This is a genomic window from Novosphingobium sp. ZN18A2 (genome assembly GCF_036784765.1).
GTDB lineage: Bacteria > Pseudomonadota > Alphaproteobacteria > Sphingomonadales > Sphingomonadaceae > Novosphingobium.
On sequence record NZ_CP136651.1, the window covers coordinates 1234738 to 1257804 of the forward strand.

24 protein-coding genes, 1 tRNA gene, 1 pseudogene and 1 other annotated feature are annotated in these 23067 nt (G+C 63.4%); of the genes and pseudogenes, 17 read left to right on the forward strand and 9 right to left on the reverse strand.

The annotated features are described in order from the left end of the window. The first annotated feature begins 1 nt into the window (after position 1). The 11 genes from infB (at position 2) to pnp (ending at position 10257) form a co-directional block, all read left to right on the forward strand. A complete protein-coding gene (gene infB / locus RXV95_RS06190; RefSeq protein ID WP_338468512.1) occupies positions 2-2596 on the forward strand; it encodes a translation initiation factor IF-2 in 2595 nt (864 codons plus the stop codon). Continuing rightward, on the forward strand, positions 2593-2997 hold the full coding sequence (locus tag RXV95_RS06195) for a PaaI family thioesterase (RefSeq protein WP_338468141.1): 405 nt from the start codon (positions 2593-2595) through the stop codon (positions 2995-2997). Before infB ends, RXV95_RS06195 begins: the two co-directional genes overlap by 4 nt. Positions 2998-3000: 3 nt before the next feature. Then, entirely contained in the window at positions 3001-3534 is a 534-nt protein-coding gene (locus RXV95_RS06200; RefSeq protein ID WP_338468142.1) for a DUF1697 domain-containing protein, read from the forward strand. 2 nt (positions 3535-3536) lie between these two features. Next, on the forward strand, positions 3537-3932 hold the full coding sequence (gene rbfA / locus RXV95_RS06205) for a 30S ribosome-binding factor RbfA (protein ID WP_338468143.1): 396 nt from the start codon (positions 3537-3539) through the stop codon (positions 3930-3932). Between the two features lie 16 nt (positions 3933-3948). Beyond that, on the forward strand, positions 3949-4524 hold the full coding sequence (locus RXV95_RS06210; protein ID WP_338468144.1) for a thymidine kinase: 576 nt from the start codon (positions 3949-3951) through the stop codon (positions 4522-4524). Beyond that, positions 4521-5084, forward strand: coding sequence for a GNAT family protein (locus RXV95_RS06215; RefSeq protein ID WP_338468145.1), 564 nt, complete (start codon positions 4521-4523; stop codon positions 5082-5084). Before RXV95_RS06210 ends, RXV95_RS06215 begins: the two co-directional genes overlap by 4 nt. A gap of 75 nt (positions 5085-5159) precedes the next feature. Next, positions 5160-5873, forward strand: coding sequence for a site-2 protease family protein (locus RXV95_RS06220; RefSeq protein WP_338468146.1), 714 nt, complete (start codon positions 5160-5162; stop codon positions 5871-5873). Between the two features lie 155 nt (positions 5874-6028). Continuing rightward, positions 6029-6472: a DUF6491 family protein gene (locus RXV95_RS06225; protein WP_338468147.1), complete on the forward strand. Its 444-nt coding sequence runs from the start codon at positions 6029-6031 to the stop codon at positions 6470-6472. Positions 6473-6510: 38 nt separating this feature from the next. Then, complete coding sequence (truB, locus tag RXV95_RS06230) at positions 6511-7503, forward strand: tRNA pseudouridine(55) synthase TruB (protein ID WP_338468148.1); 993 nt, start codon at positions 6511-6513, stop codon at positions 7501-7503. Positions 7504-7508: 5 nt separating this feature from the next. Next, positions 7509-7778 carry a 30S ribosomal protein S15 gene (rpsO, locus tag RXV95_RS06235; protein ID WP_338468149.1) on the forward strand — a complete coding sequence of 90 codons (270 nt, stop codon included), beginning with the start codon at positions 7509-7511 and terminating at the stop codon, positions 7776-7778. A 202-nt stretch (positions 7779-7980) separates the two neighbouring features. After that, positions 7981-10257 (forward strand): polyribonucleotide nucleotidyltransferase, encoded by a 2277-nt coding sequence (gene pnp / locus RXV95_RS06240; protein ID WP_338468150.1) that lies wholly within the window; start codon positions 7981-7983, stop codon positions 10255-10257. Positions 10258-10390: 133 nt separating this feature from the next. Here the strand turns inward: pnp and RXV95_RS06245 are convergent, their stop codons facing one another. Both RXV95_RS06245 and RXV95_RS06250 read right to left on the reverse strand, forming a co-directional pair. Continuing rightward, entirely contained in the window at positions 10391-11509 is a 1119-nt protein-coding gene (locus RXV95_RS06245) for a GGDEF domain-containing protein (protein WP_338468151.1), read from the reverse strand. A 104-nt stretch (positions 11510-11613) separates the two neighbouring features. Continuing rightward, on the reverse strand, positions 11614-12312 hold the full coding sequence (locus RXV95_RS06250) for a GcrA family cell cycle regulator (protein ID WP_338468152.1): 699 nt from the start codon (positions 12310-12312) through the stop codon (positions 11614-11616). An 89-nt stretch (positions 12313-12401) separates the two neighbouring features. Here RXV95_RS06250 and RXV95_RS06255 point away from each other — a divergent pair, with 89 nt between their 5' ends. Further along, complete coding sequence (locus tag RXV95_RS06255) at positions 12402-13271, forward strand: ABC transporter permease (RefSeq protein ID WP_338468513.1); 870 nt, start codon at positions 12402-12404, stop codon at positions 13269-13271. Positions 13272-13329: 58 nt separating this feature from the next. Here RXV95_RS06255 and hspQ read toward each other — a convergent pair whose 3' ends face one another. After that, a complete protein-coding gene (gene hspQ, locus RXV95_RS06260) occupies positions 13330-13710 on the reverse strand; it encodes a heat shock protein HspQ (RefSeq protein ID WP_338468153.1) in 381 nt (126 codons plus the stop codon). Between the two features lie 147 nt (positions 13711-13857). Here hspQ and RXV95_RS06265 point away from each other — a divergent pair. Further along, positions 13858-13947 (forward strand) — tRNA-Ser (locus tag RXV95_RS06265). A gap of 312 nt (positions 13948-14259) precedes the next feature. Here RXV95_RS06265 and RXV95_RS06270 read toward each other — a convergent pair. After that, on the reverse strand, positions 14260-14961 hold the full coding sequence (locus tag RXV95_RS06270) for an IS6 family transposase (RefSeq protein WP_338468154.1): 702 nt from the start codon (positions 14959-14961) through the stop codon (positions 14260-14262). Positions 14962-14971: 10 nt separating this feature from the next. Next, complete coding sequence (locus tag RXV95_RS06275) at positions 14972-15604, reverse strand: hypothetical protein (RefSeq protein ID WP_338468155.1); 633 nt, start codon at positions 15602-15604, stop codon at positions 14972-14974. A 66-nt stretch (positions 15605-15670) separates the two neighbouring features. Here RXV95_RS06275 and RXV95_RS06280 point away from each other — a divergent pair, with 66 nt between their 5' ends. Further along, positions 15671-16333, forward strand: coding sequence for a TetR/AcrR family transcriptional regulator (locus RXV95_RS06280; RefSeq protein ID WP_338468156.1), 663 nt, complete (start codon positions 15671-15673; stop codon positions 16331-16333). Between the two features lie 559 nt (positions 16334-16892). Here the strand turns inward: RXV95_RS06280 and RXV95_RS06285 are convergent. After that, positions 16893-17699: a methyltransferase domain-containing protein gene (locus tag RXV95_RS06285; protein ID WP_338468157.1), complete on the reverse strand. Its 807-nt coding sequence runs from the start codon at positions 17697-17699 to the stop codon at positions 16893-16895. 124 nt (positions 17700-17823) lie between these two features. Here RXV95_RS06285 and RXV95_RS06290 point away from each other — a divergent pair, with 124 nt between their 5' ends. Beyond that, the gene (locus tag RXV95_RS06290; protein WP_338468158.1) at positions 17824-18033 is read left to right on the forward strand and encodes an ADP-ribosylglycohydrolase family protein; all 210 of its coding nucleotides are present in this window, start codon (positions 17824-17826) and stop codon (positions 18031-18033) included. Positions 18034-18108: 75 nt separating this feature from the next. Here the strand turns inward: RXV95_RS06290 and RXV95_RS06295 are convergent. Then, positions 18109-18575: pseudogene (locus tag RXV95_RS06295) on the reverse strand (transposase); the annotation flags it as partial. After that, positions 18178-18294 (reverse strand) — a sequence feature (AL1L pseudoknot). Its footprint overlaps the pseudogene before it by 117 nt. 356 nt (positions 18576-18931) lie before the next feature. Between RXV95_RS06295 and RXV95_RS06300 the strand changes: the two are divergent. Both RXV95_RS06300 and RXV95_RS06305 read left to right on the forward strand, forming a co-directional pair. Continuing rightward, on the forward strand, positions 18932-19504 hold the full coding sequence (locus RXV95_RS06300) for a VOC family protein (protein ID WP_338468159.1): 573 nt from the start codon (positions 18932-18934) through the stop codon (positions 19502-19504). A 19-nt stretch (positions 19505-19523) separates the two neighbouring features. Then, positions 19524-20654, forward strand: a complete 1131-nt coding sequence (locus RXV95_RS06305; RefSeq protein ID WP_338468160.1) for an alpha/beta fold hydrolase — start codon at positions 19524-19526, stop codon at positions 20652-20654. A gap of 63 nt (positions 20655-20717) precedes the next feature. Here RXV95_RS06305 and istB read toward each other — a convergent pair whose 3' ends face one another. Further along, a complete protein-coding gene (istB, locus tag RXV95_RS06310; RefSeq protein ID WP_338466239.1) occupies positions 20718-21497 on the reverse strand; it encodes an IS21-like element helper ATPase IstB in 780 nt (259 codons plus the stop codon). After that, positions 21487-23007, reverse strand: a complete 1521-nt coding sequence (istA, locus tag RXV95_RS06315) for an IS21 family transposase (RefSeq protein WP_338468514.1) — start codon at positions 23005-23007, stop codon at positions 21487-21489. Before istA ends, istB begins: the two co-directional genes overlap by 11 nt. Between the last annotated feature and the right edge of the window lie 60 nt (positions 23008-23067).

Here is a 23067-nt window from a genome sequence, read left to right on the forward strand (position 1 = left end):
GATGACCGATGACAACAAGCCGAAACTGGGCCGCAGGCCGCTGGGTCTGAAGACCTCGGTAGAGGCCGGAGAGGTCAAGCAGACCTTCAGCCATGGCCGGACCAACAAGGTCGTGGTCGAAGTGAAGCGGCGCAAGCTTGTGCCGCGGACCGGCAATGCTCCGGCGGAAGGCGAAGGCGAAACCGCCGCGCCGCCTGCCGAGCCCGTGCAGAAGAAGGCCGCGGCCAAACGCCCCGCGCCCACGCCGCCGCCGCCCGCCGCATCGCGCGAAACGCGCCAGGAAATGCAGGCTCGCCTCTTGCGTGAGGCCGAGGAAGAACGCCTGCGCCTGGCCGAGGAAGCGCGCCGCCGCGAAGAGGACGAGCGTTTGCGCGCTGCCGAAGAGGAAAAGCGCCGCGCCGAAGAAAACCGCAAGGCCGAGGCCGAGGCGGAGCAGGCTGCCGCGGCAAAGGCCGCCGAGGAAGCCGCCGAGGCCAAGGCCGCGGAAGAGGCCAAGACGGCCGATGCCGAGCAGCCGGCTCAGGAAGAAACCGCGGAAGCGCCTGCGGAAAAGCCTGCCGCCAAGGCGAAGGGCGAAGCCAAGCCTTCCGCGCCCGCGCCGCGTCGCTTTACGCCGGTTGCACCGCCGAAGCGGCCCGAACCGGCGGCCAAGAAGCCCGGCAACACGCGCGATCGCGGAAGCGACCGCGATCATCGCCGCCAGTCCGGCAAGCTGACCGTCACGCGCGCGCTTAACGAAGACGAGGGCGCTCGCGCCCGTTCGCTCGCCGCGTTGAAGCGCGCGCGAGAGAAGGAGCGCCGTGCGCACTTCTCGGGCCAGCAGCAGCCGCGCGAAAAGCAGACCCGCGACGTCATCGTTCCCGAAGCGATCACCGTCCAGGAACTGGCGAACCGCATGGCCGAGAAGGGCGCCGACCTGGTGAAAGCGCTGTTCAAGATGGGCATGATGGTGACGGTCAACCAGACGATCGACGCCGATACCGCCGAATTGCTGGTCGAGGAATTCGGCCACCGCATCCAGCGCGTTTCGGAAAGCGATGTCGATATCGACACCGCCGGCGATGTCGATCCCGAGGAATCGCTGCAGCCGCGCCCGCCCGTGGTCACGATCATGGGCCACGTCGATCACGGCAAGACCAGCCTGCTCGACGCTCTGCGCGGCACCGACGTGGTGCGCGGCGAGGCCGGCGGCATCACGCAGCATATCGGCGCCTACCAGATCAAGACCAAGGGCGGCGACCTTGTCACCTTCCTCGATACGCCGGGCCATGAGGCCTTCACCGAAATGCGCGCGCGTGGTGCCAATGTCACCGATATCGTGGTGCTGGTGGTGGCTGCTGACGACGGGATCATGCCGCAGACGATCGAGGCCATCAATCACACCAAGGCCGCCGACGTGCCGATGATCGTGGCGATCACCAAGTGCGACAAGCCCGAGGCGAACGCGCAGAAGATTCGCGAGCGTCTGCTTGAACACGAAGTTATCGTCGAAGAGATGAGCGGTGACGTGCAGGACGTGGAAGTTTCGGCCAAGACCGGCGCGGGGCTCGACACGCTGATCGAAAAGATCCTGCTCCAGTCCGAACTGATGGAACTGAAAGCCAATCCCGACCGGGCCGCCGAGGCGACCGTGGTCGAGGCCAAGCTCGACAAGGGCAAGGGCCCACTGGCGACCGTGCTGGTTACGCGCGGAACGCTTTCGGTTGGCGATATCTTCGTTGTCGGCACCCAGTCGGGCCGCGTTCGCGCGATGCTTGACGACAAGGGCCGCCAGATGAAGAAGGCGCCGCCTTCGATGCCGGTCGAAGTGCTGGGTATCGGCGGTGTGCCGATGGCCGGCGACGTGCTGACCGTGGTCGAAAGCGAAGCCCGCGCCCGCGAAGTTGCCGGCTATCGCCAGGAAAAGGCGACCGAAAAGCGCACGGCGATGGCGCCTGCCAGCCTGGACACGATGTTCTCTGCCCTGAAGGACAAGGAGAACGTGATCGAATATCCGGTGCTGGTGAAGGCGGACGTGCAGGGCACGACCGAGGCGATCGTGAACGCGCTGCACAAGATTTCGACCGACGAGATCAAGGTGCGCATCCTGCATTCGGGCGTGGGTGCGATCACCGAAAGCGACGTGACGCTGGCCCAGGCAAGCGGCGCGCCGATCGTGGGCTTCAACGTCCGTCCCAACGCCAAGGCGCGCGAGCTGATCGAGCGCAACAAGGTGCGGATGAAGTATTTCGACGTGATCTACCAGTTGACCGACGATATCCGTTCGGAAATGGCCGGCGAGCTGGGTCCGGAGCGCATCGAAACCGTTGTCGGCCGCGCCGAGGTGAAGGAAGTCTTCCCGGCGGGCAAGAAGGACAAGGCTGCGGGCCTGCTGGTCGTGGACGGGTATATCAAGAAGGGTATTCACGCCCGTCTTACCCGCGACGACGTTATCGTCAGCCGCACGACGATCGCTTCGCTTCGCCGCTTCAAGGACGACGTTCCCGAAGTGCGTGCGGGCCTTGAATGCGGTGTCGTGCTGGAAGACACGAACGACATCAAGCCCGGCGATACGCTTGAAGTGTTCGACGTCGAGATGCGCGAACGCACGTTGTGAACGAATTGACCGCTACACAGGGCGCCCATGCCGAGCTCATGGGCGTCCGTTTCGTCTCGTTCGACAGCGAGACGGAGACGGTGACGATGGCATTCACCGCGCCGGATTGCTTCATTACCCCGCGCGGCGCCGTTCAGGGCGGACTTGTCGCCGGGTTCCTCGACGAAGCGATGGGCTGGGCACACGTGATGGCGACCGGCGGCGTGGAAGCGCCGCTCAACCTCGATATCACGATGACATTGCTGAAAATGGTCCCGGCCGGTCCGTTGACCTGCACGGGGCGCGTCCTGCGGCGCGGCAAGCGGGTGATTTTCCTGGAAGGCGAACTGTTCGACGCCGAAGGGAACGTGCTGGCCCGCTCGACCTCGACGGCAATACCGACGCCGCGGCCCGGAACCTGATCCATGCGGTTCGCTGCGTTGCTCGCCTCGGTCAACGTCGGCGGCAATCGCATCAGGATGGATGCCTTGCGCGCCGCACTGGGCGATGCGGGCTTTCGCGACGTGGAAACCGTGACGGCGAGCGGTAATGTGCTGTTCTCGGCCAAGGACGGCGTGGAGGACGGGCCGGGCGAGGAGATTGCGGCGGTTGTTGAGAGGCATTTCGGCTTCCGCCCATTCGTCGCGGTGCGCGATGCCGTGGAACTGGCGGCGGCGATCGAAGGAAACCCCTTTGCCGGCACGGGTGAGGACAAGCTGGTCCATACCCATTTCCTTGAACACCAGCCTGCAAGGGACGCATTCGAAAGGCTTTTGGCGGACCATCGCGGTCGCGGCCCGGAAAGGCTGGCACTGGGCGACCGTGCGCTCTATATCGATTTCATCGAAGGCGTGGCGGGCAGCAAGCTGACCGGCGCCTTCATCGCGAAGCGTATCGGTTGCAGGGGAACGGCCCGGAATATGCGCTCGCTTGCCCGAATACTCGAACGAATGACCTGACCATGGCCCGCCAGCAATCCACTCCCGAAAGCCGCAGCGTCCGCCTTTTGAAGGTGGGCGAACAGGTGCGTCACGTTTTGTCCGAACTGCTGATGCGCCAGGAAGTGCATGACGAGACGCTTTCCGCGCATTCGGTTTCCGTTACAGAGGTGCGCATGTCGCCCGACCTGCGGCACGCGACCGTCTATGTGAAGCCGCTTCTGGGGGCGGACGAGGACGCTGTGCTGAAAGCGCTGCGCACCAACACCGCCTATTTCCAGCGCGAAGTGGCCGGCAAGCTGAAGCTGAAATACGCGGCGAAGATCAAGTTCATGCCGGATGAGAGCTTTGACGAAGCAGGGCGGATAGACGCATTGCTGTCCGATCCGCGCGTGAAGCGCGATCTGGGCGACGACTGAGCGCGCACCGCCGTCGATGGCCAAGCTCTATTTCTATTATGCCAGCATGAACGCGGGCAAATCGACCACGCTGCTGCAGGCCGATTTCAACTATCGCGAACGCGGCATGACAACGATGCTGTGGACCGCCGCGCTGGACCATCGCGGCGGCGAAAACGCGATCGAGAGCCGCATCGGCCTGCACGCCGATGCGCACCGGTTCGTGGGCGATACCGACCTGTGGGAACGGGTGACGGCGGCCCATCACGTCCAGCCGCTGGCCTGCGTGCTGGTGGACGAGGCGCAGTTCCTCACGCGCGGACAGGTGTGGCAACTCGCCCGGCTGGCTGACGAGGGCAACGTGCCCGTCCTTTGTTATGGCTTGCGCACCGATTTCCAGGGAGAACTGTTCCCAGGATCGGCCGCGCTGCTTGGCATCGCCGATGCGCTGATCGAATTGAAGGCGGTGTGCCATTGCGGGCGCAAGGCGACGATGAACCTGCGTGTCGATGCCAGCGGCGCGGCGGTGAAAGCAGGGGCGCAGACGGAAATCGGCGGGAACGACCGCTATGTCGCGCTGTGCCGCAGGCACTTTTCCGAGGCGATGCGGTGATCGATCTTGCCGCCCTGTTGCAGCCGATGGCGGACGAGGGCTGGGAAGGTGGGGCGATCCGGCTGGAACCTGTGGCAGAGCGGCACCTTGCGGGCCTCAACGCCTGTTTTCTGCCCGATGATCCCGTTTGGGAGATCTATCCGGCCCCGCTCTATGGCGAACATTTTGAAACAAGGGCGCGCGCCTTGCTGGACAATCCGGCGCGGCATGTGTTCGCGGTGATGCTGGACGGTGAAGTGGTGGGAATGACCAGCTTCCTCAACATTGCGCCAGATCGCGAAACGGCAGAGATCGGCGGAACGTTCATGGCGCCGAAAGTGCGCGGCAGCGGGATGAACGGGCGGGTGAAGCGCCTGCTGCTGGACCGCGCCTTTGCCAGCGGTATCCGCCGGATCGAATTCCGCATAGACGAGCGGAACGCGCGCAGCCAGGCTGCCGTGGCAAAGCTGGGCGCGGTCAAGGAAGGCACGCTGCGGGCAGAGCGGATCACCTGGACCGGGCACGTGCGCGATACCGCGATGTGGTCCATCCTGGCGGACGAATGGGCGGCGCGAGATTGACGGGGTTCACGAACGGGCTGTCGCACCCCACATAGGCGTGGGACGGGGAGGCCGTCCGATAAACGGAAGACAAGAGTGAACGGCTTCAATCCCGATTCCACGATGTGGCAGGTCGCCACGGTGATTATCCCGCTGGTTATCGCCATCGTGTTTCATGAGGTTTCGCACGGCCTCGTCGCCAGGATGTTCGGTGATCCCACCGCACACGAGCAGCGCCGCCTCAGCCTCAATCCCATTCGCCATGTCGATCCGGTGGGCACCTTGCTGGTGCCCGGCTTCCTGTGGCTGACAACGCATACCGCGTTCGGCTGGGCAAAGCCGGTGCCGGTCGATGCGCGGCGCCTGCGCAATCCGCGGCGCGACATGATGTTCGTGGCCGCCGCCGGGCCGGGTTCCAACATCGTGCTGGCGCTTGCCGGAGCGATCGGCCTTGGCCTGCTGGTGCGCGCCGTCGGCCCGGCCGATCCCGGCATGACGGCGCTGTTCCTGCGCGACAACATGGCGAACTTCATCGCCATCAACCTGTTCCTCGCCTTCTTCAACCTGCTGCCGATCCCGCCGTTCGACGGGTCGCACATCGTCGAGGGACTGCTGCCGCGCGATGCCGCGCGCGCCTATGCCCGCACGCGGCAGGCGGGCTTCGCGATCATCCTGATCCTGTTGTTCGTGGTGCCCTGGCTGATACCCGGTTTCGACCTGATCGGCGCGGTCGTGATTCCGCCGGTGCAGTGGCTTTTCAACCACTTCCTGCAGGTAACGCAGGCGGTTTCGGGCGTCCGGATCACCTGACTTCATGAGAATTGCGTAATGTTGCCGGGCTGCGGCTTGCAACGCGGATGACGCGATCCGATCTAGGGTGGTGAGGGGGAATGGACCCGTAGAGGAAACATTCCATGATAAATCCCACGCTAAATCCCGCGAGAAACCAACGCCGCAGGGCCGCCATGTGGCTGGCGCCGGTTGCCGCGCTGGTGCTTGCTGCCCCCGCGACCGCGCTGGCACAGGCCGGACAGGAGCATTCCGGACAGGAGCAGGCCGCCCGGCAGCAATCCACCAAGCAGCAATCCGCACACGAACCTGCTGCCAGCATTCCATTCGCCAATCACGGCGGAATCTGGGACTGGCGCAGCGAAGGCGACAGCACGGTCTATTTCCAGGACAGCCATCGCCAGTGGTATCGTGCGGAACTGTTCATGCCCGCGCTTGACCTGCCCTTTGTGGAGTTCATCGGCATCGATGCGGGGCCGACCGGCACGCTCGACAGGTTCGGCGCGGTTTACATCCACGGGCAGCGTTATCCGTTCAAGTCGTTCGTGAAGGTCGATGGCCCGCCCAGGAAGGCTGACCACGGCGAAAAGGCCAGGGCCGAACACCAATCCCGGTCATAAGGCCTGACAGCGGGGTATGGCCGCGCTAAGGCGCCGCCATGCCTGCACATTCGCCAAACGGCTGGATCATCCTCGACAAACCCGTAGGACTTGGCTCGACCCAGGCGGTCGGCGCGGTGAAGCGCAACCTGCGCGAGGCGGGCTTTGGCAAGGTAAAGGTCGGTCACGGCGGCACGCTCGACCCGCTGGCGAGCGGCGTCCTGCCGATCGCGCTGGGCGAAGCGACCAAGCTGTGCGGCCGGATGCTCGATGCGAGCAAGGAATACGCGTTTACCGTGCAGTTCGGGGAAGAGACCGACACGCTGGACCTTGAAGGCAAGGTGGTCGCCACCAGCCCGCATCGCCCTCCCTTCGCGGCGGTCGCGGCGGTGCTTGAAGCCTTCACGGGCGAGATAGATCAGGTTCCGCCAGCCTATTCCGCGCTGATGGTCGATGGCCAGCGCGCGTATGACCGCGCGCGGGCGGGCGAAGACGTTGACCTGAAATCGCGCCGCGTCACGATCCATTCGCTGCGCCTTGCGGGTGAGCGGAGCGATGAGAGCATCGCCTCCAGCTTCGCCACCACGGGCGGGCGACCCGATCCCTACGATCCGCACGCGCCGCTGGAGCTGGCCGATGCGGTGACGCTGGTGGCAGAGGTTTCCAAGGGCACGTATATTCGCAGCCTTGCCCGCGATATTGCGCTGGCGCTTGGAACGCGCGGCCATGTTACCTATCTTCGCCGCACGCGCGCTGGTCCGTTCGACCTGGCTCGCGCGATTTCGCTGGACAAACTCAACGAAATCGGTAAGGGCGCGCCCCTTGAACAGGTACTCTTGCCGCTAGAGGCGGCGCTGGACGACATCCCGGCGCTTCCCCTCGATCCGGAGCAGGCAAGGGCGGTCCGCCAGGGCCGCGTTCTGGCCGGAGTGGCTCTTGAAGACGGGCTGTACTGGGCGAGACTGGGGACTGTCCCCGTCGCGCTGATGCAGCTTTTGGGCGGCGAAGCCCGCGTCGTCAGGGGTTTCAACCTTCCCGATGTCGCGGAGTGAAGCATATGTCGGTTACCGCCGAGAAGAAGACCGAGATCATCGAAGACAATGGCCGCGTGAAGGGTGACACCGGTTCGCCGGAAGTGCAGGTCGCGATCCTGACCGAACGGATCCGCAACCTGACCGAGCACTTCAAGGAGCACCACAAGGACAACCATTCGCGTCGCGGCCTGCTGATGATGGTCAACAAGCGCCGCAGCCTCCTCGCCTATCTCAAGAAGAAAGACGTCGAGCGCTATAACGCACTGATCCAGAAGCTCGGTCTTCGTAAGTAAGTTTTCGAAGCGGCCCCCTGCGGGCCGCTTCTTGCATGTGCCCTGCCGCGATCTTTGCGGGCAGGGCCGATGAAAAGGGGCAAGCTCTCGCAATCCGGCGAGGGCACGCCACGGGGCAAGCCAAGGCCCCACACCGGACCGGGACGGAATCCCCGGCAGCAAACCCCGCCGGCAATAGGGCCCGCGGGCTGAAGGAAATACAATGTTCGACGTAAAAACCGTTTCGATGGAGTGGGGCGGAAAGACCCTCACCCTGGAAACCGGCCGCATCGCCCGTCAGGCTGATGGCGCGGTCCTCGCCACGTATGGCGAAACAGTCGTGCTCTGCGCGGTCACGGCCGCCAAATCGGTCAAGGAAGGGCAGGACTTCTTCCCGCTGACCGTGCACTATCAGGAAAAGTTCTCGTCCGCCGGCCGCATTCCCGGCGGCTTTTTCAAGCGTGAGCGCGGCGCGACCGAAAAGGAAACGCTGACCAGCCGCCTGATCGACCGCCCGGTTCGTCCGCTGTTCCCCGAAGGCTTCTATAACGAGATCAACGTCATCGCCCAGGTGATGAGCTATGACGGCGAGACCGAGCCTGACGTGCTGGCGATGATCGCCGCTTCGGCCGCGCTGACCATTTCGGGCGTGCCGTTCATGGGGCCGATCGGCGCCTGCCGCGTGGGCTTCGTCGATGGCGAATACACGCTCAACCCCAAGCAGTCCGCTGCCATCGAAGACGGCCGTCTCGACCTTGTCGTGGCCGCCACCGGCGAAGCCGTGATGATGGTGGAATCGGAAGCCAAGGAGCTGGCCGAGGACGAGATGCTCGGCGCCGTCATGTTCGCGCATGACGAATGCAAGAAGGTTGTCGACCTCATCATCCAGCTGGCCGAAAAGGCCGCCAAGGAGCCTTGGGAAATCGACATGTCGGACAACACCTCCGACATCAAGGCGAAGCTCAAGGATGTGATCGGCGCCGACGTTGCCGCCGCCTACAAGCTGACCGACAAGTCGGCCCGTTCGGACGCGCTCAACGCCGCGCGCGCCAAGGCCAAGGAAGCCTTCGCCGACGCCGAGCCGCAGACCCAGATGGTCGCCATCAAGACCATGAAGAAGGTCGAGGCCGATATCGTTCGCGGTGCCATCCTCAAGGACGGCCAGCGCATCGACGGCCGCAAGCTCGACCAGGTCCGCCCGATCGAGGCGATGGTCGGCTTCCTGCCGCGCACGCACGGTTCGGCCCTGTTCACGCGCGGTGAAACGCAGACCATCTGCACCACCACGCTGGGCACCAAGGACAGCGAGCAGATGATCGACGGGCTGGAAGGCCTGTCGTACTCGGCGTTCATGCTGCACTATAACTTCCCGCCCTATTCGGTTGGCGAAGTGGGTCGCTTCGGCGCGCCGGGCCGCCGCGAAATCGGCCACGGCAAGCTGGCGTGGCGCGCGCTGCACCCGGTCCTGCCGAGCAAGGAAGACTTCCCCTACACGATCCGCGTGCTTTCCGACGTGACCGAATCCAACGGCTCCTCGTCGATGGCGACGGTATGTGGCGGCTGCCTTGCGATGATGGACGCCGGCGTTCCGATCGAGCGCCCGGTTTCGGGCATCGCCATGGGTCTGATCCTGGAAGGCGACGAATTCGCCGTCCTTTCGGACATCCTGGGTGACGAGGATCACCTTGGCGACATGGACTTCAAGGTGGCCGGCACCGAGAACGGCATCACCACGATGCAGATGGACATCAAGATCGCCGGCATCACCAAGGAGATCATGGGCAAGGCGCTTGAGCAGGCGAAGGCCGGACGCGCGCACATCCTGGGTGAAATGACCAAGGCCCTGGGTTCTGCCCGTACCGAGCTTTCGGCCCATGCGCCGCGCATCGAGACGATCCAGATCGACAAGTCGAAGATCCGCGACGTCATCGGCACCGGCGGCAAGGTGATCCGCGAGATCGTGGCCGAAACCGGCGCCAAGGTGGATATCGACGACGAAGGCGTGATCAAGATCAGCTCGTCCGACATCAACCAGATCGAGGCCGCCAAGGCCTGGATCCAGGGCATCGTGGAAGAGCCCGAGGTCGGCAAGATCTACACCGGCAAGGTCGTCAACATCGTCGACTTCGGTGCTTTCGTGAACTTCATGGGCGGCAAGGACGGTCTCGTCCACGTGTCGGAAATGAAGAACGAGCGCGTCGAAAAGCCGACCGACGTTGTTTCCGAAGGCCAGGAAGTGAAGGTCAAGGTGCTGGAGATCGATCCGCGCGGCAAGGTTCGCCTGTCGATGCGCGTCGTCGATCAGGAAACCGGCGAAGAGCTGGAAGATACCCGCCCGCCGCGCGAACCGCGTGGCGATCGCGGTGACCGTCGCGGCCCGCGCGGCGATCGCGGCGGCCGTGGCCGCGGCGGCGACCGTGATCGTGGCCCGCGTCGTGACCGTGGCGGCGAAGGTGGCGGCAACCCCGACCACATGCCGGCGTTCCTGAAGGACGATTGATCCGTCCTGACGGCACAGACAGGAAAAGGGCCGCGGAGCGATCCGCGGCCCTTTTTGTTTGCCTGCCCTTCTGGCTTGCCTCTCTGTCGATATGCCCATGCTTGCCGGGAAGGCGCGACGTGACCCCCGCTTCTCAGCCGTTCGGCAAGGGCGCCGCTGAAATCCTGTTCCGGCCCGCCTTTTTCGCCGCATAAAGCGCCTGGTCGGCCGCCTTCAACGCGGCGCGCCGGTCGCTCCAGGCAAGCGCGTCCGCGATGCCGGCGGAAAACGTGATCTGGCCAAACGGTTCGTCTGTGGTGCGGTTGACGAGCCTGCGCTGTGCCAGTTCGCTGCGCGCGCCGTCCAGCCGGGTGCGCGCCTGCTCAAGCGTCTGGCCCCGGAACAGCACAGCAAATTCCTCTCCGCCGTGACGGGCGACATGACACTTGTCATCGGAAATCTTCGCAAGCAACGTCGCGACCGTGCGCAGAACCCTGTCGCCTGCCGCGTGGCCATGTGTGTCGTTGATTTTCTTGAAGTGGTCGATGTCGCAAAATGCGATGCAAAGCGGGTCGTTCAGCGCGCGCGCCGAACGATACTGGTCTTCGTACAGCCTGTCGAAGGCGCGACGATTGGGCAGCTCGGTCAGGTGATCGACCTCGGCCGCGCGCCGGGCGGCTTCAAGATCGCCCTGGAGCTTCCTGGCGCGTTGCTCGCTGCGTTCCAGCCGCGTTTCGATCCGCAGCGTCCGGTTCAGCATCACCCGGCCGATGGAAAGCAGTTCGGCGATTACATCGTCCCCGTCGCTCGCCCGCTCCAGATCGTCGACATGGCGGTTGAGCGCCTGTTTGTAATCGCGGGTCGCTTCGGTGTCGGTGCGCGCCTGGTTGCCGAATTCCTCAAGCCCCTTTTCCAGCCGTTCGGCAAGCGCGCTGACGGCGGCGGCCTGCCGGTCGTGCCCGGTTTCGCGGGCCACGCGCTCCAGCCATGACAGGCTGACGATGCGTCCCTGTTTACGCCGGCCCTCGACGCGGCGGGAAAGCTCGGGATTGGCCCCGGTCACGCAGTCGTGCGCAATCGCCAGTGCCGATCCGGACATTTCGATGTCGAAATCGTCCAGGAACCGTTCGATCTGCAACAGCACGCGATTGCGCGGCGGCAGGCTGGCGCCCGGCTGGACAGACGGCACGTCTGGCGCGGCGGCTCGCCCGAGACCGAACCAGCGGCGCAGGCGGTGCGAATGGCTTGTCAGGGCAGGGTCATGCGCGGTCATGCCCCATAGAACGGGGTGTGACCGCGAAAATTAACCAAACCCGGGAAGCGCGCCTGACCCGAAGGCGCGCCTGACGATCGCCAGCGACGCAGCGCGCCTTGGCGTCAGCGGACGCGCGGACCGCCGAACGGAAGCGGCGGAGGCGGGCGACGATGGCCGCGCGGCAGCTGCGCCTGATAAGCGCGGCCGCAATGTTCCACGCAATAGGGGAAGCCGGGGTTCACCTTCTCTCCGCAAAAGTGGAAGTCGGGCTCGCCGGGGTGTCCCATCGGCCAGCGGCAGATCCGGTCGTTAAGGTCCAGCAGGCTGGTCTTGTCGGCGATTTCGGGGCTGGGGCGCGCAGGCACCAGGCGCCGGGGCGGCGCGGGCGGGATCGGAGCCTGCTGGTCACCCGGACCCTGGCGAAGAAAACCGCCCGGGCCGACCGAGACGACGCGCTGTTGCGGCGCCGGGGTATTGCCCGTGTCGGCCTTCTGCCCTGCCGGCGTCGCGCCGGGGGCGGCCGAAGGCGGCGGGGGCGGGGCCGGGCTTGCCGCCGGCGCGGGTCTGGCTGCCGGCTTCGCCATGCGCGGTTCGCTGGGCTTCGCGGCCGGTGCGGGGCGCGATGCCTTGGCCGGAGCTTCGGACTTTTCCTTTTCCCCCGCCTTTACGGGAGAGGGGCGCGCCTTCAGGCCAAGGCGATGCGCCTTGCCGATCACAGCATTGCGGCTGACCCCGCCAAGTTCTTCCGCGATCTGGCTGGCGGTGGAGCCGCCTTCCCACATCTTGGTCAGTTTCTCGATCCGCTCTTCGGTCCAGCTCATCGCGTGCCCTTGTTCCTGTTTCGGGGATCGCACGGCTGCGAGCCCAGTGAAGTCTTGCCATGACCGTACCCGCGAAGTACCGCGCGGGCATGGCCGATCAATCTTTGCCCGCACAGGGCGTCTCTACCCGTCGCTCCGGAGGGTTTGCTCCGCCCGGGCAACCGCATTTCCGCAGTTTCAACCGGCTCGGCATGTGGACTCTCTATATGAAGGAGGTCCGCCGGTTCTTCAAGGTGCAGACCCAGACGATCTGGGCGCCCGCCGTGTCGACGCTGCTTTTTCTGATGATCTTCACATTGGCGATGGGGCGGGGGGATCGGCAGATCCTGGGCGTCAACTTCGCCAGCTTCGTCGCGCCCGGCCTGATCGCCATGGGAATGCTCAACAATTCCTTTGCCAATGCGAGCTTCAGCCTGCTTGCCGGCAAGATCCAGGGCACCATCGTCGATTACCTGATGCCGCCCCTGTCCGAGATCGAACTGTTGCTGGCGATGACAGCGGCGGCGGTGACGCGGGCCATCTGCGTCGGGCTTGCCGTTTATGGTGCGATGCTGCTCTGGCCGGGTGTGGAACTGACCATCCGGCATCCCTGGGCGATTGTCTGGTTTGGCCTTAACGGCGCGTTCCTGCTGGCGCTGGTCGGCCTGCTCACCTCGCTATGGGCGGAAAAGTTCGATCATAACGCGGCGGTGACCAATTTCGTGATCATGCCGCTGTCGATGCTGTCGGGCACGTTCTATGTGATCAGCAACCTTGCCCCGGCGTTCCAGGCGGTCAGCCGCGTGAACCCGATCTTCTACATCATTTCCGGATTCCGGTTCGGGTTTCTGGGGCAGAGCGACATTGGCGACACCAATGTCGCGGTGCTGCACGGTGCGATCTATCTGGGCGTGCTCAACCTGGTGGTTGCGGGCGTGGTCTATGCCCTGCTGAAAAGCGGCTGGAAGCTGAAGAGCTGAGGCGGAAATTGCCCGGCGCAGGCGCGTGAAAACGCGCGCCTGCGCTTAAACCTGCGCATCAATGCGTCATCGAACGGTGCAGGCGATAACGCCCGCCGTGGAATCCTTCGAAGATGTCATCGAGAGAGGGATGTTCGACCGGGCCCGATTCCGCGTCGCACATCAGGTTCTGCTGGCTGACATAGGCGACATAGCTGCTGTCGTCGTTTTCAGCGAGCAGGTGATAGAACGGCTGGTCGCGGTTCGGCCGCAGGTCTTCGGGAATCGATTCGTACCATTCCTCGCTGTTGGCGAAGACGGGATCGATATCGAAAATCACCCCGCGCACATCGAACATGCGATGGCGCACGATATCCCCGATGCCAAATCGGGCGGACGACACAGGCGGTGCAGTGACGTGGCGGCCAGCCTGCGGTGAAAAGAAGCTCGCTCGGTCCATGCGGGCAATATAGGTTTTGCAGTGCACCCAAACAAGCGACCGCGCGATTTCTTCCGCAGCTTTCCTCTTGGCAAGCGCGCGCCCATGCGCTAACCGCGCGCTTCCCGACCCGGGGGCGAACCCTTTTCGCCCTTCCAGGCACTTCGTGGAGAGGTGGCAGAGAGGTCGAATGCGCCGCACTCGAAATGCGGTTTACGGGCAACCGTAACGTGGGTTCGAATCCCACCCTCTCCGCCAATTCCCCATTCCTCAACGTGTTCCGGTGTCGCTGTATATCCAATAAAGCGCGGAAGTATCACGTTTTTTGTCCCTCGTTGTGTTCTGGCGTGTTTGGGCGTTTCCTGACGTATGTGGGGTAGAGTGTGGGGTTGTGTGGGGTTGGGCCTCTTCATCTTCCACCAGATTCTGCTATGATCCGCGAATGGGAAACTTGAGCAAGGACAAGGTCCGAGAGCTAAGCGAGCCCGGCCGCTATTCGGATGGCGATGGCTTGATTCGGTGTTGTCAGGTTAGCGGCGCCGGCGCGCGCCAATCCGGAAAACTGAAACTTCATCTCTGAGCGGCTGACGCGGCGTTCCACTCCGCCATGGCGGCGGCTCGGAAGATGCGCATGGTGTGTCGGGAGGCAAGGTGACGCTGGGTGTTGAATGTGTTGTAGACCGCAGAGTGGGTGGAAACGAACCGCTGTGCCTGACCGTGGGACTTGAACCTCTGCATCTTCCGCTCTCGTCGTCGGACGGGAAGGTGACTGTTCTCGACCCGGTTGTTGTCGCGCAGCCGGCCCGGCCTGTGGAGGTGGCTGCAGCCTAGCACCTTCATCGCGGCCGGATATGATTTCAGCCCGTCGGTCACGATCTCGTCCGGCACATAGCCTTGGTTCTTCAGCAGTTTCCGCAGCAATTTCACTGCTGCCTTCTTGTTGCGACGCTTCTGTACGAGAACATCGAGAACTTCACCTTCGCGGTCGACGGCGCGCCACATGAACATCCTGACCCCGCTGATCCGCACCACCATCTCGTCGAGATGCCACACGCTATCGGCACGCGATCGGGCGCGCCGGATGTTCGCCGCGATCGCTGGCCCGAACTTGTTCGCCCAGCAACGGATCGTCTCGTAGGTGACGTCGATCCCGCGCTCGGCGAGCATCTCCTCGACGTCGCGCAGGCTGGTCGTGAAGCGGAAGTAGAGCCAAACCGCCAGTCTGATCGTGTCCGGCGGGAACCGATGTCGCTTGTAGGAAATTGGAATCATCGCACTCCCTCTAGCCGAACCGAATCGCCGACTGGAGAGAAGTTAGCGTTTGCCTGACAGCACCCATGAAGGCGCCCAGCGGCACGTCCTTCGCCGCTTCGACCTCGTCGGAGGTGAGGAAGCCGAAGCGTTCCTTGTACCAGGCTTCCGAGGTCCGAAAGTCACTGACGTTCAGCACCCCGTGCCCGATCCGCCTGACGTGCGCCGGCCCTGCGGTCAGCCGAACCGTCTCGCGCAGGCGATTGCGGTGCGCGGCGGTGTTGCGCGGCAGATCGACAGGTCCGCCCTCGCAAGGTGTCTGTGCCTGCCCCGCGACGACCTCGACGCGGAATCCGTCGGGATCAGTCAGCCGCACTACCCTTCCGCCGCCTGGCTCAAGCGTGTCCTCGACCGCCACCCCCTCGGCCTTCGCGAGAATGTCGAGGTCCTCGACGGACGCGGCGCGAAAACCGAAGGCGAGGAAACCTGGGTCACCCTGCTCAGTGACATGAACAAAAGGACGACCGTCTCTGGCGCGCGCGTAGAGCCGGCCGTCCTGCTTGAAGGTCGTCAGCCCGAAGTCATCGAGGAAGCCCTGCATCTGCGCGAGATCAGGCGCGGAAAAACGAACATGGGCGATGTCCACAACCTTGATCAGGCTCATCACCACTCTCCCGATTCTTTATTGACTATTTGGTCATCTAGAGAAAGTTGACTAGACGGTCAATCCATGAATGTCACTGCTTCCTCGTCCCGCCCTGCCGCCAACCCTCGCGCTGCGCGGAGCCGTGCCGCCCTGATCGAGGCTGGGCTACGGTTGTTCGCCGCAAAGCCGGTCGATGCGGTATCGGTCGACGAAATCGTGGCTGCGGCCGGTGTCGCCAAAGGCACTTTCTTCAATCATTTCGACGACAAGCACGCGTTCGCGGCCTCTCTGGCCGCTGAAATCCGGTTGGAGATCGAGCGGCAGGTCGATGAAGCAAACTCCGGTGAGACGGACCCTGCGGTCCGGCTTGCAGGAGGAATGCGGGTCGCAGCCAGGTTCGCGCTGACAGACCGTGCCCGGACCTTGGTCATGCTTCGCGCCGATTCCGGAGCTACTGGCGCGAAACATCCACTCAATGCCGGCGTGTCACGCGATCTGCTCGACGCGATTTCGGCGGGCGCGGCTCGTCCCGAAGCTGCCGAATGGGGGGTGCTCTATTGGATCGGGCTCTGCCAGGCTCTCATGACCGACATTGTCCGGCGGGGCCTTTCTTCGGCCGAGGCGGGGTCAGCGCTCACGGCAATGATCCTGATGGGGCTGAGCGGCATTGGCACGGATCCGGTTTCGGCAGGCAAGGTCGCCGAACGGGAATTGCGCAGTTTCCAGAGCCAGGATGCGAGCGGCTGACGCGAGCTGATCGAGTAGCTGACTGGCTCCCTCCCTTCGGTATGGGCCGCCATCGAATAGTATTTCCAGCGTCTGCCCGGCGGGTTCTGCCCAAGCGCGTTTTAGACGATTAATTTCAGCATTGATGGAGCGATGACAGCTTTAAGGTTATGCAGACGAAGCTCGGGACGACGGCAATTGGGCGCTTGGCTGACGGACCGCTTCGGGACGTCTCATCGGCAGCTTTTATCAAGACTGGACGTTCGTCGGCGCGGATCTGAACGACCGGCTCTGGGTCGTCTGCTGTCGCCAACAAAGCGGTCGTACGCACGGCCAGCTTGGCTCCCTGTTAGCGGCCATCCGTTCATGCTTTCAGATCCGACAACGAAGGAGGGCTTCAGGCGGCCCTCGGGATGCCGTCAACGGCAGCAAAATTGGGGGTAGCGGACGTTCATGCGACGACGGAGATGTCAGAATGTGACGTCTGTTTCGCCCCGGCTTATGCCCTCCGCCTCAATTACGTATACTGGACAGCTAGCTGAATATAGAAAGGCTTCAATTGGTCGTTAATTTGGCCCGCTCACCCTCTTTCCACGGTGAGGGGGTTCGACCATGGAGACAGGCTAGACCCATCAACTTCCTTACGAAGCAGGAAGAATAACCCGATCGATCCCCAATCATCGACACGGATGCAGTGGAAACGCTCGATCCCGGCCCGAGCGAACATCTCGATTATCCGTTCGGTGCGATAGAGATTCATCTCCATGGCGGGGAGATTCCAAGCGCGCCCTTTCGCCAAATTGCCCAAGACGCGGAGCGCTCGATTGCGCTTAATCAGATTGCGGAGATGTGCCCTGATCTGGCCGGTGGCCGGCAAAATAGTCATGTGCAGTGCGCCAATACCACCTGGCTTGACCGCCGCGATCAACTGCTCGATGATCTCTTCCCCTGTCGCGACGGGAATGTGTTGAAGTACAATGTAACTGTGCACGAGATCGTAGCTGGCGGGCCGAAAGTAGTTTGGATCAAGTGAGTCCGCATAAGTTAGGTTGGTCTGGCCGCTTGCCTGTGCATTGCGTCGAGCTTCGGCCAACATTCCCGGCGAGACGTCGAGGCCGACGACCGAGCCGTACTCCTCTGCCAGCGCCTGTGCGATGCGGCCGACGCCACAACCGAAATCCAATGCACTGCCCCTAGGGATGTGGCCGAAGCAATCTTCGAGGGCATCAATCAACAAGCGGACGTGATCGGCTCCAGAGCTAAAGAACTCCTCCAGCAATGGCTCAGTGAGCTTCCGACCCGTATACTTGGGATTCGACAATACACCGAAGTAGGGGTTGTCATCGCCGAACGCTTTCCAATCCTGCGTCGCATCATGGTTGAACATTTTCCCATTTCCTAACCGCTTTATTGGGATGACTAGCATAGCATCGACTGACATTCGTCAGCCGAAGAAAATGTTTGGGCGTGAACTATTTCGGATAAGTCTGCGAACCACGGGGATATGCCGCGTGGAGGCGCGCGATGACATCCAGTCCTCGGGCTATGTCGCGCATTCGCTCGAGGCGGCGCTGTGGTGCGTGGGGCGGACCGGCACCTTTGCCGACGCGGTGCTTCTTGCCGCCAACCTAGGAGATGACGCCGATACGACCGCGGCGATCACCGGGCAGCTGGCAGGCGCGCTCTACGGGCTCTCGGGCATTCCCGCGCACTGGCTCTAGCGGCTCGCCTGGAACGATCTCCTGCTCTCTACCGCCGACCTGCTGCGACATGACCGCGCGTGATGGGAAGGGGTGGTCGCGCTGGGCACGGGCCGACATCCGCGAGGGATCGCGCCGCTGCGTGACGCGATCGTGGTAGGTGGATGGGGTGATCGGCAGAACCCGGCGGATCGGCTCGACCCCATGCTCCTTGCGGTGCTCGTCAATAAACGCCGTCATCGCTTCAGTGGGCGGTCGAGCTCCGCCTGGGCAAAATATGCGGAAGCATTGCGCAGGATCTCGTTGGCCTGGCGCAGCTCGCGGTTCTCGCGTTCCAGCGCCTTGAGCTTGTCAGCCAGCTCGGTCGGCACCCCGGCTCGCACTCCCTTGTCGACCTCGGCCTTCTTCACCCACTCGAGCAGCGTGTAGCCCGAACAGCCGAACTTGCCGGCTATCGATGTGACCGCCGCCCAGCGCGACGGATGATCCTTCTCGCTGTCCAGCACCATGCGGACTGCTCGCTCGCGAACCTCGCGTGAGAACTTGTTCGTCGTCTTGCTCATAGACCCTTCCTCTCAGGAGTTGCGGCCTCCGGCAATCTCGGGGCGGTTCAAAGCCTGAACAACGTGACGCCCTCCGACGCCTACTTCGGCAGGGTGCCGGCCATCATCAAACAGCGCGAAAGAATCAAGCGACAGACCATCGAAAATTGGCGCTTGCAGCACCGCAAGCTCGCCGCTTAAAACCAAACTTCGGCGAGGCCCCACTCCCCTAATCTACGCCGCGAGTTGCGCCAAATGTGCTGACAACGGACAGGGGTGGAGTGCAGGTTTCAAACTGGCAATAGTCACTGCCCAACCCCTTGCCCGGACTAGCCCGAAAGGCACTTCGGGGCGGCCAACGAAGAAGGAGTGGAGCAATGCCTGGACATCCCGATGTGCGCCCGATCCTCGGCGTCCACCATGGTGCGTACCGCTGCCGCGACGCGGAGCAGACGATCTGGTTCTACAGCGAAGTCCTGGGGCTCGTCGACAGGACCGGCATCGTGATTGAGGAAGTGCCGGGGACTGGCGAGTCGGACCCCTATCTCCACATATTCTTCCGCATGGGCAACGGGGAATACATTGCCTTCTTCGACGCGCCGGGTTCCGCCGATCCCGACTGGTTCAAGCGGAAGCCGAGCTTCGACATGCACTGGGCATTTGAAGTAGGCTCCGAAGATGACTTGCTGGCGATGCAGCAGCGTATCAACAGCTATGGGATCAGCGCGGTCGGGCCAATCGACCACGGCTTCGTCAAGTCGATCTACATGTACGATCCCAATGGCATCCAGGTGGAATTGACCTGTCGCGTCGAAGGACACGACAAGATGCTCGAAGCGGAGGCGGAAAGGCTCGATGCCGAGCTCGCCGGCTGGACAGCCCGGACGCGAGCGGCGAAGGTTGCAAAGTTCGGGGCGGAAGCGGTGGATCGACGAAGCCGCAACGCTTGAGCATCCTGAGGAGAGTCCCTTGAAGTACGAGCGCATCCCCTATTTGATACTGTTCGACGAAGTCAGCGCCTTCAAGGATACTTACGCCGGCGAAATCGGCAAAGTGGTGATCGAATGTCAGTTGCTGAAGCCCGAAGAGGCATCAGACAGCGTGGTGATATTCTCACACCCGATTGGCGGTGGATCATACTTGCCGCTGGTTGGCACTCTGGCGAAGATGGGGGTGGACACGATCTACTGCAATCCGCGCTATCGCGGCAACGACACCGCGCTGATAATGGAGCGGGCGGCGATGGACCTGGGCGCTTGTGTGCGCGATGCAAAGGAGCGGTTGGGTTACAAGAAGGTCTATCTCGGCGGCTGGTCGGGCGGTGGCTCACTTTCCATGTTCTACCAAGCAGAAGCGCAGGATCCGCGCGTAACGCATACCCCGGCTGGCGATCCCTATGATTTGACCGCTGCAAAGTTCATCCCTGCTGATGGCGTCATGTTGCTCGCCGCGCATCTTTCGCGCAACCTCACGCTGACCGAATGGATGGACCCCTCGATCGAGGATGAGAGCCGCCCGTTCGAGCGTAATCCCGAATGGAACATTTATGCGCCAAACGGCCCCAAGCCGCCGTTCTCCGCCGAGTTCGTCGCCGAATTCCGCGAACGCCAGATCGCCCGCAACCGGCGCATCACCAAGTGGGTGAAGGAGCAACTGGCCGAACTCAAGGCGCAAAGGCTGGATAGTCACGAGCGCTGCTTCACCGTGCAGGGCACGATGGCCGATCCGCGTTGGGTCGATCCGCTGGTCGATCCCAACGACCGCTTGCCCAACCACTGCATGCTGGGCGATCCGTTCGTGGTGAACGACGGGCCGGTAGGCCTCGCGCGCTTTACCACGCTGCGTTCGTGGCTGTCGCAGTGGTCATACGACGATTCCAACGCGGACGGAATCAAGTGTGCTGCGCGGATCGATTGCCCGCTGCTTGTGATCGAAAACGGCGCCGACGACGCCTGTACGCCGAGCCACGCTGCCCGGCTGATGGCCGCAGCCGCCAATTGCCCGCAGGAACACCATGTCATCAAGGGGGCCAACCACTATTATTTCGGTCAGCCCGAACTGGTGAAAGAGGCTGCGGTGTTGATTTCCGTTGAGAGTTGACCCGGGATTTTCATCGAGAAGTGACCCGGTTGGATGTGTGTTTCCCGCGATGAGCGGGTAGGGTCAAGCGGGTGATTGTTCCTTTCTGGTTTTGGGAGCCGCGGAGCTGGCCCGGAACCGGAAGCTGTCGTTGCCGGTTTCCAGGATGTGGCAGTGGTGGGTGAGCCGGTCGAGCAGTGCGGTGGTCATCTTGGCATCGCCGAACACGCCAGCCCATTCGCTGAAGCTGAGGTTGGTGGTGATGATCACGCTGGTCTGCTCGTAGAGCTTGGAGAGGAGGTGGAACAGCAGCGCCCCGCCTGACGGGCTGAACGGCAGGTATCCGAGCTCGTCGAGGATTACGAGGTCGAGGCGCAGCAGGCGCTCGGCAAGCTGGCCAGCCTTGTTCATGGCCTTTTCCTGTTCAAGCATGTTGACCAGGTCGACGGTGGAGAAGAACCGTGCCTTCCTGCGGTGATGTTCCACGGCCTGTATACCCAGGGCAGTGGCCATGTGAGTCTTGCCGGTTCCAGGGCCACCGATCAGTACGACATTGTCAGCGCCATCGATGAACTCGCCACGGTGCAGTTGGCGCACCAGGGCCTCGTTCACTTCGCTGGATGCGAAGTCGAACCCGGCCAGATCCTTGTAGGCGGGGAACCGGGCGGCCTTGATCTGGTAGGCAATGGACCGGACCTCGCGTTCTGCCATCTCGGCCTTGAGCAACTGCGAGAGGATCGGCACGGCGGCATCGAAGGCCGGGGCGCCCTGGGCGATGAGATCGCTCACCGCCTGGGCCATGCCGTACATCTTGAGGCCGCGCAGCATGACCTCCACGGCAGCGCTGGCGGGATCATGACGCATGGCGCAGCCCCCGCAGATTATCATAGCGGCCGACGTCGGCGAGCGGCTCCTGGGCAAGGCGCAGGGCTTGTGGCGCGTCGATGGGTGATGCTGGCGGCGCCTTGCCGTCGGTCAGCCGATGCAGGATGTTGAGCACATGGGTCTTGGTCGGAACACCGCCCTCCAGCGCCAGTTCGACGGCGCACAGCACTGCCTGTTCGTCATGGTGCAGGACCAGCGAGAGGATCTCGACCATCTCCCGGTCGCCGCCGGGCCGCTTGAGCAGATATCCCTGCAACTGGCGGAACGCATCGGGCATCTCGGTAAACGGCGCGCCGTTGCGCAGAGCGCCAGGCTTGCGCTGGATCACCGCCAGATAGTGCCGCCAGTCATAGATGGTCCGCCCGGGAAGATGATGGCCCCGCTCGATGATCCGCTCGTGCTCACACAGGAACCGGCCCTCGGCGGCGATGACGATCCGGTCCGGGTAAACCCGCAGGCTCACCGGGCGGTTGGCGAAGGAGGCCGGCACCGAGTAACGGTTGCGCTCGAAGTTTACGAGGCAGGTCGGCGATACCCGCTTGGTATGCTCGACGAAGCCGTCGAAGGGCCGCCCCAGCGGCATCAGGCTGGCGACCTCCGCGGCATGCACATCGGCGATGCTGCCGGGCAACGCGCCATGTGCGATCTGCCCCCATTGCGCGATGCAGCGTTCTTCGAGCCAGGCATTGAGCGCATCGAGATCGGGGAAGCTGGGCATCGGCTGCCATAGCCGGCGGCGGGCATCCTGGACGTTCTTCTCGACCTGCCCCTTCTCCCACCCCGAAGCCGGATTACAGAACTCGGGCTCGAACAGGTAATGGCTGGCCATGGCCGCGAACCGGGCGTTGACCTGTCGCGCCTTGCCACTGCCGATCCGATCCACCGCGGTCTTCATGTTATCGAAGATCCCGCGCTGCGGCACACCGCCGAGCACCCGGAAGGCCTGGGTCAGCGCATCGAACAGCATCTCGTGGGTCTGGAGCAGATAGGCCCTGACGATGAACGCCCGGCTGTGCGACAGCTTGGTGTGCGCCACCTGCAGCTTGGTCTGCTTGCCGGCAATGATCGCCCAGTCCTCGCTCCAGTCGAACTGGAACGCTTCGCCTGGCTGGAACACCAGCGGCACGAAGGTCCCGCGCCCGCTGGTCTGGGAATCACGCTGCCGGTCGGCCTTCCAGTTGCGCGCAAAGGCCGCAACACGGCCGTAGGAACCATCGAAGCCCAGGGCGACGAGATCGGCGTGCATCTGCTTCACCGTGCGCCGTTGCTTGCGCGAGCGGCCAGCCTCGATCCGCAACCATCCCGCCAGCTTCTCGGCAAACGGGTCCAGCTTGCTTGGCCGGTCGGGCACCTTGAACCTGGGCTCAACCGCACCGCTGCGAAGATACTTGCGGATCGTATTACGCGAGAGACCGGTCCGTCGCTCAATCTCCCGGATCGGCATCCCATCACGGAAATGCCAGCGCCGGATTACGCTCAGTAACGCCATGTCGATCACTCCATAATCCCCCGACGCCAAAGCCAGGGGAAAGGTCAGAACATGGGTCAC

Coding starts and splice junctions, on each gene's coding strand:
- truB (WP_338468148.1), top strand. CDS start 6,511: ATGCCTGCACATTCGCCAAACGGCTGGATCATCCTCGACAAACCCGTA.
- RXV95_RS06250 (WP_338468152.1), bottom strand. CDS start 12,312: ATGAGCTGGACCGAAGAGCGGATCGAGAAACTGACCAAGATGTGGGAA.
- istA (WP_338468514.1), bottom strand. CDS start 23,007: ATGGCGTTACTGAGCGTAATCCGGCGCTGGCATTTCCGTGATGGGATG.
- rbfA (WP_338468143.1), top strand. CDS start 3,537: ATGGCCCGCCAGCAATCCACTCCCGAAAGCCGCAGCGTCCGCCTTTTG.
- infB (WP_338468512.1), top strand. CDS start 2: ATGACCGATGACAACAAGCCGAAACTGGGCCGCAGGCCGCTGGGTCTG.
- RXV95_RS06245 (WP_338468151.1), bottom strand. CDS start 11,509: ATGACCGCGCATGACCCTGCCCTGACAAGCCATTCGCACCGCCTGCGC.
- rpsO (WP_338468149.1), top strand. CDS start 7,509: ATGTCGGTTACCGCCGAGAAGAAGACCGAGATCATCGAAGACAATGGC.
- RXV95_RS06280 (WP_338468156.1), top strand. CDS start 15,671: ATGAATGTCACTGCTTCCTCGTCCCGCCCTGCCGCCAACCCTCGCGCT.
- pnp (WP_338468150.1), top strand. CDS start 7,981: ATGTTCGACGTAAAAACCGTTTCGATGGAGTGGGGCGGAAAGACCCTC.
- RXV95_RS06200 (WP_338468142.1), top strand. CDS start 3,001: ATGCGGTTCGCTGCGTTGCTCGCCTCGGTCAACGTCGGCGGCAATCGC.
- RXV95_RS06210 (WP_338468144.1), top strand. CDS start 3,949: ATGGCCAAGCTCTATTTCTATTATGCCAGCATGAACGCGGGCAAATCG.
- RXV95_RS06225 (WP_338468147.1), top strand. CDS start 6,029: ATGTGGCTGGCGCCGGTTGCCGCGCTGGTGCTTGCTGCCCCCGCGACC.
- RXV95_RS06255 (WP_338468513.1), top strand. CDS start 12,402: ATGGCCGATCAATCTTTGCCCGCACAGGGCGTCTCTACCCGTCGCTCC.
- RXV95_RS06300 (WP_338468159.1), top strand. CDS start 18,932: ATGCCTGGACATCCCGATGTGCGCCCGATCCTCGGCGTCCACCATGGT.
- RXV95_RS06270 (WP_338468154.1), bottom strand. CDS start 14,961: ATGATTCCAATTTCCTACAAGCGACATCGGTTCCCGCCGGACACGATC.
- hspQ (WP_338468153.1), bottom strand. CDS start 13,710: ATGGACCGAGCGAGCTTCTTTTCACCGCAGGCTGGCCGCCACGTCACT.
- RXV95_RS06285 (WP_338468157.1), bottom strand. CDS start 17,699: ATGTTCAACCATGATGCGACGCAGGATTGGAAAGCGTTCGGCGATGAC.
- RXV95_RS06275 (WP_338468155.1), bottom strand. CDS start 15,604: ATGAGCCTGATCAAGGTTGTGGACATCGCCCATGTTCGTTTTTCCGCG.
- istB (WP_338466239.1), bottom strand. CDS start 21,497: ATGCGTCATGATCCCGCCAGCGCTGCCGTGGAGGTCATGCTGCGCGGC.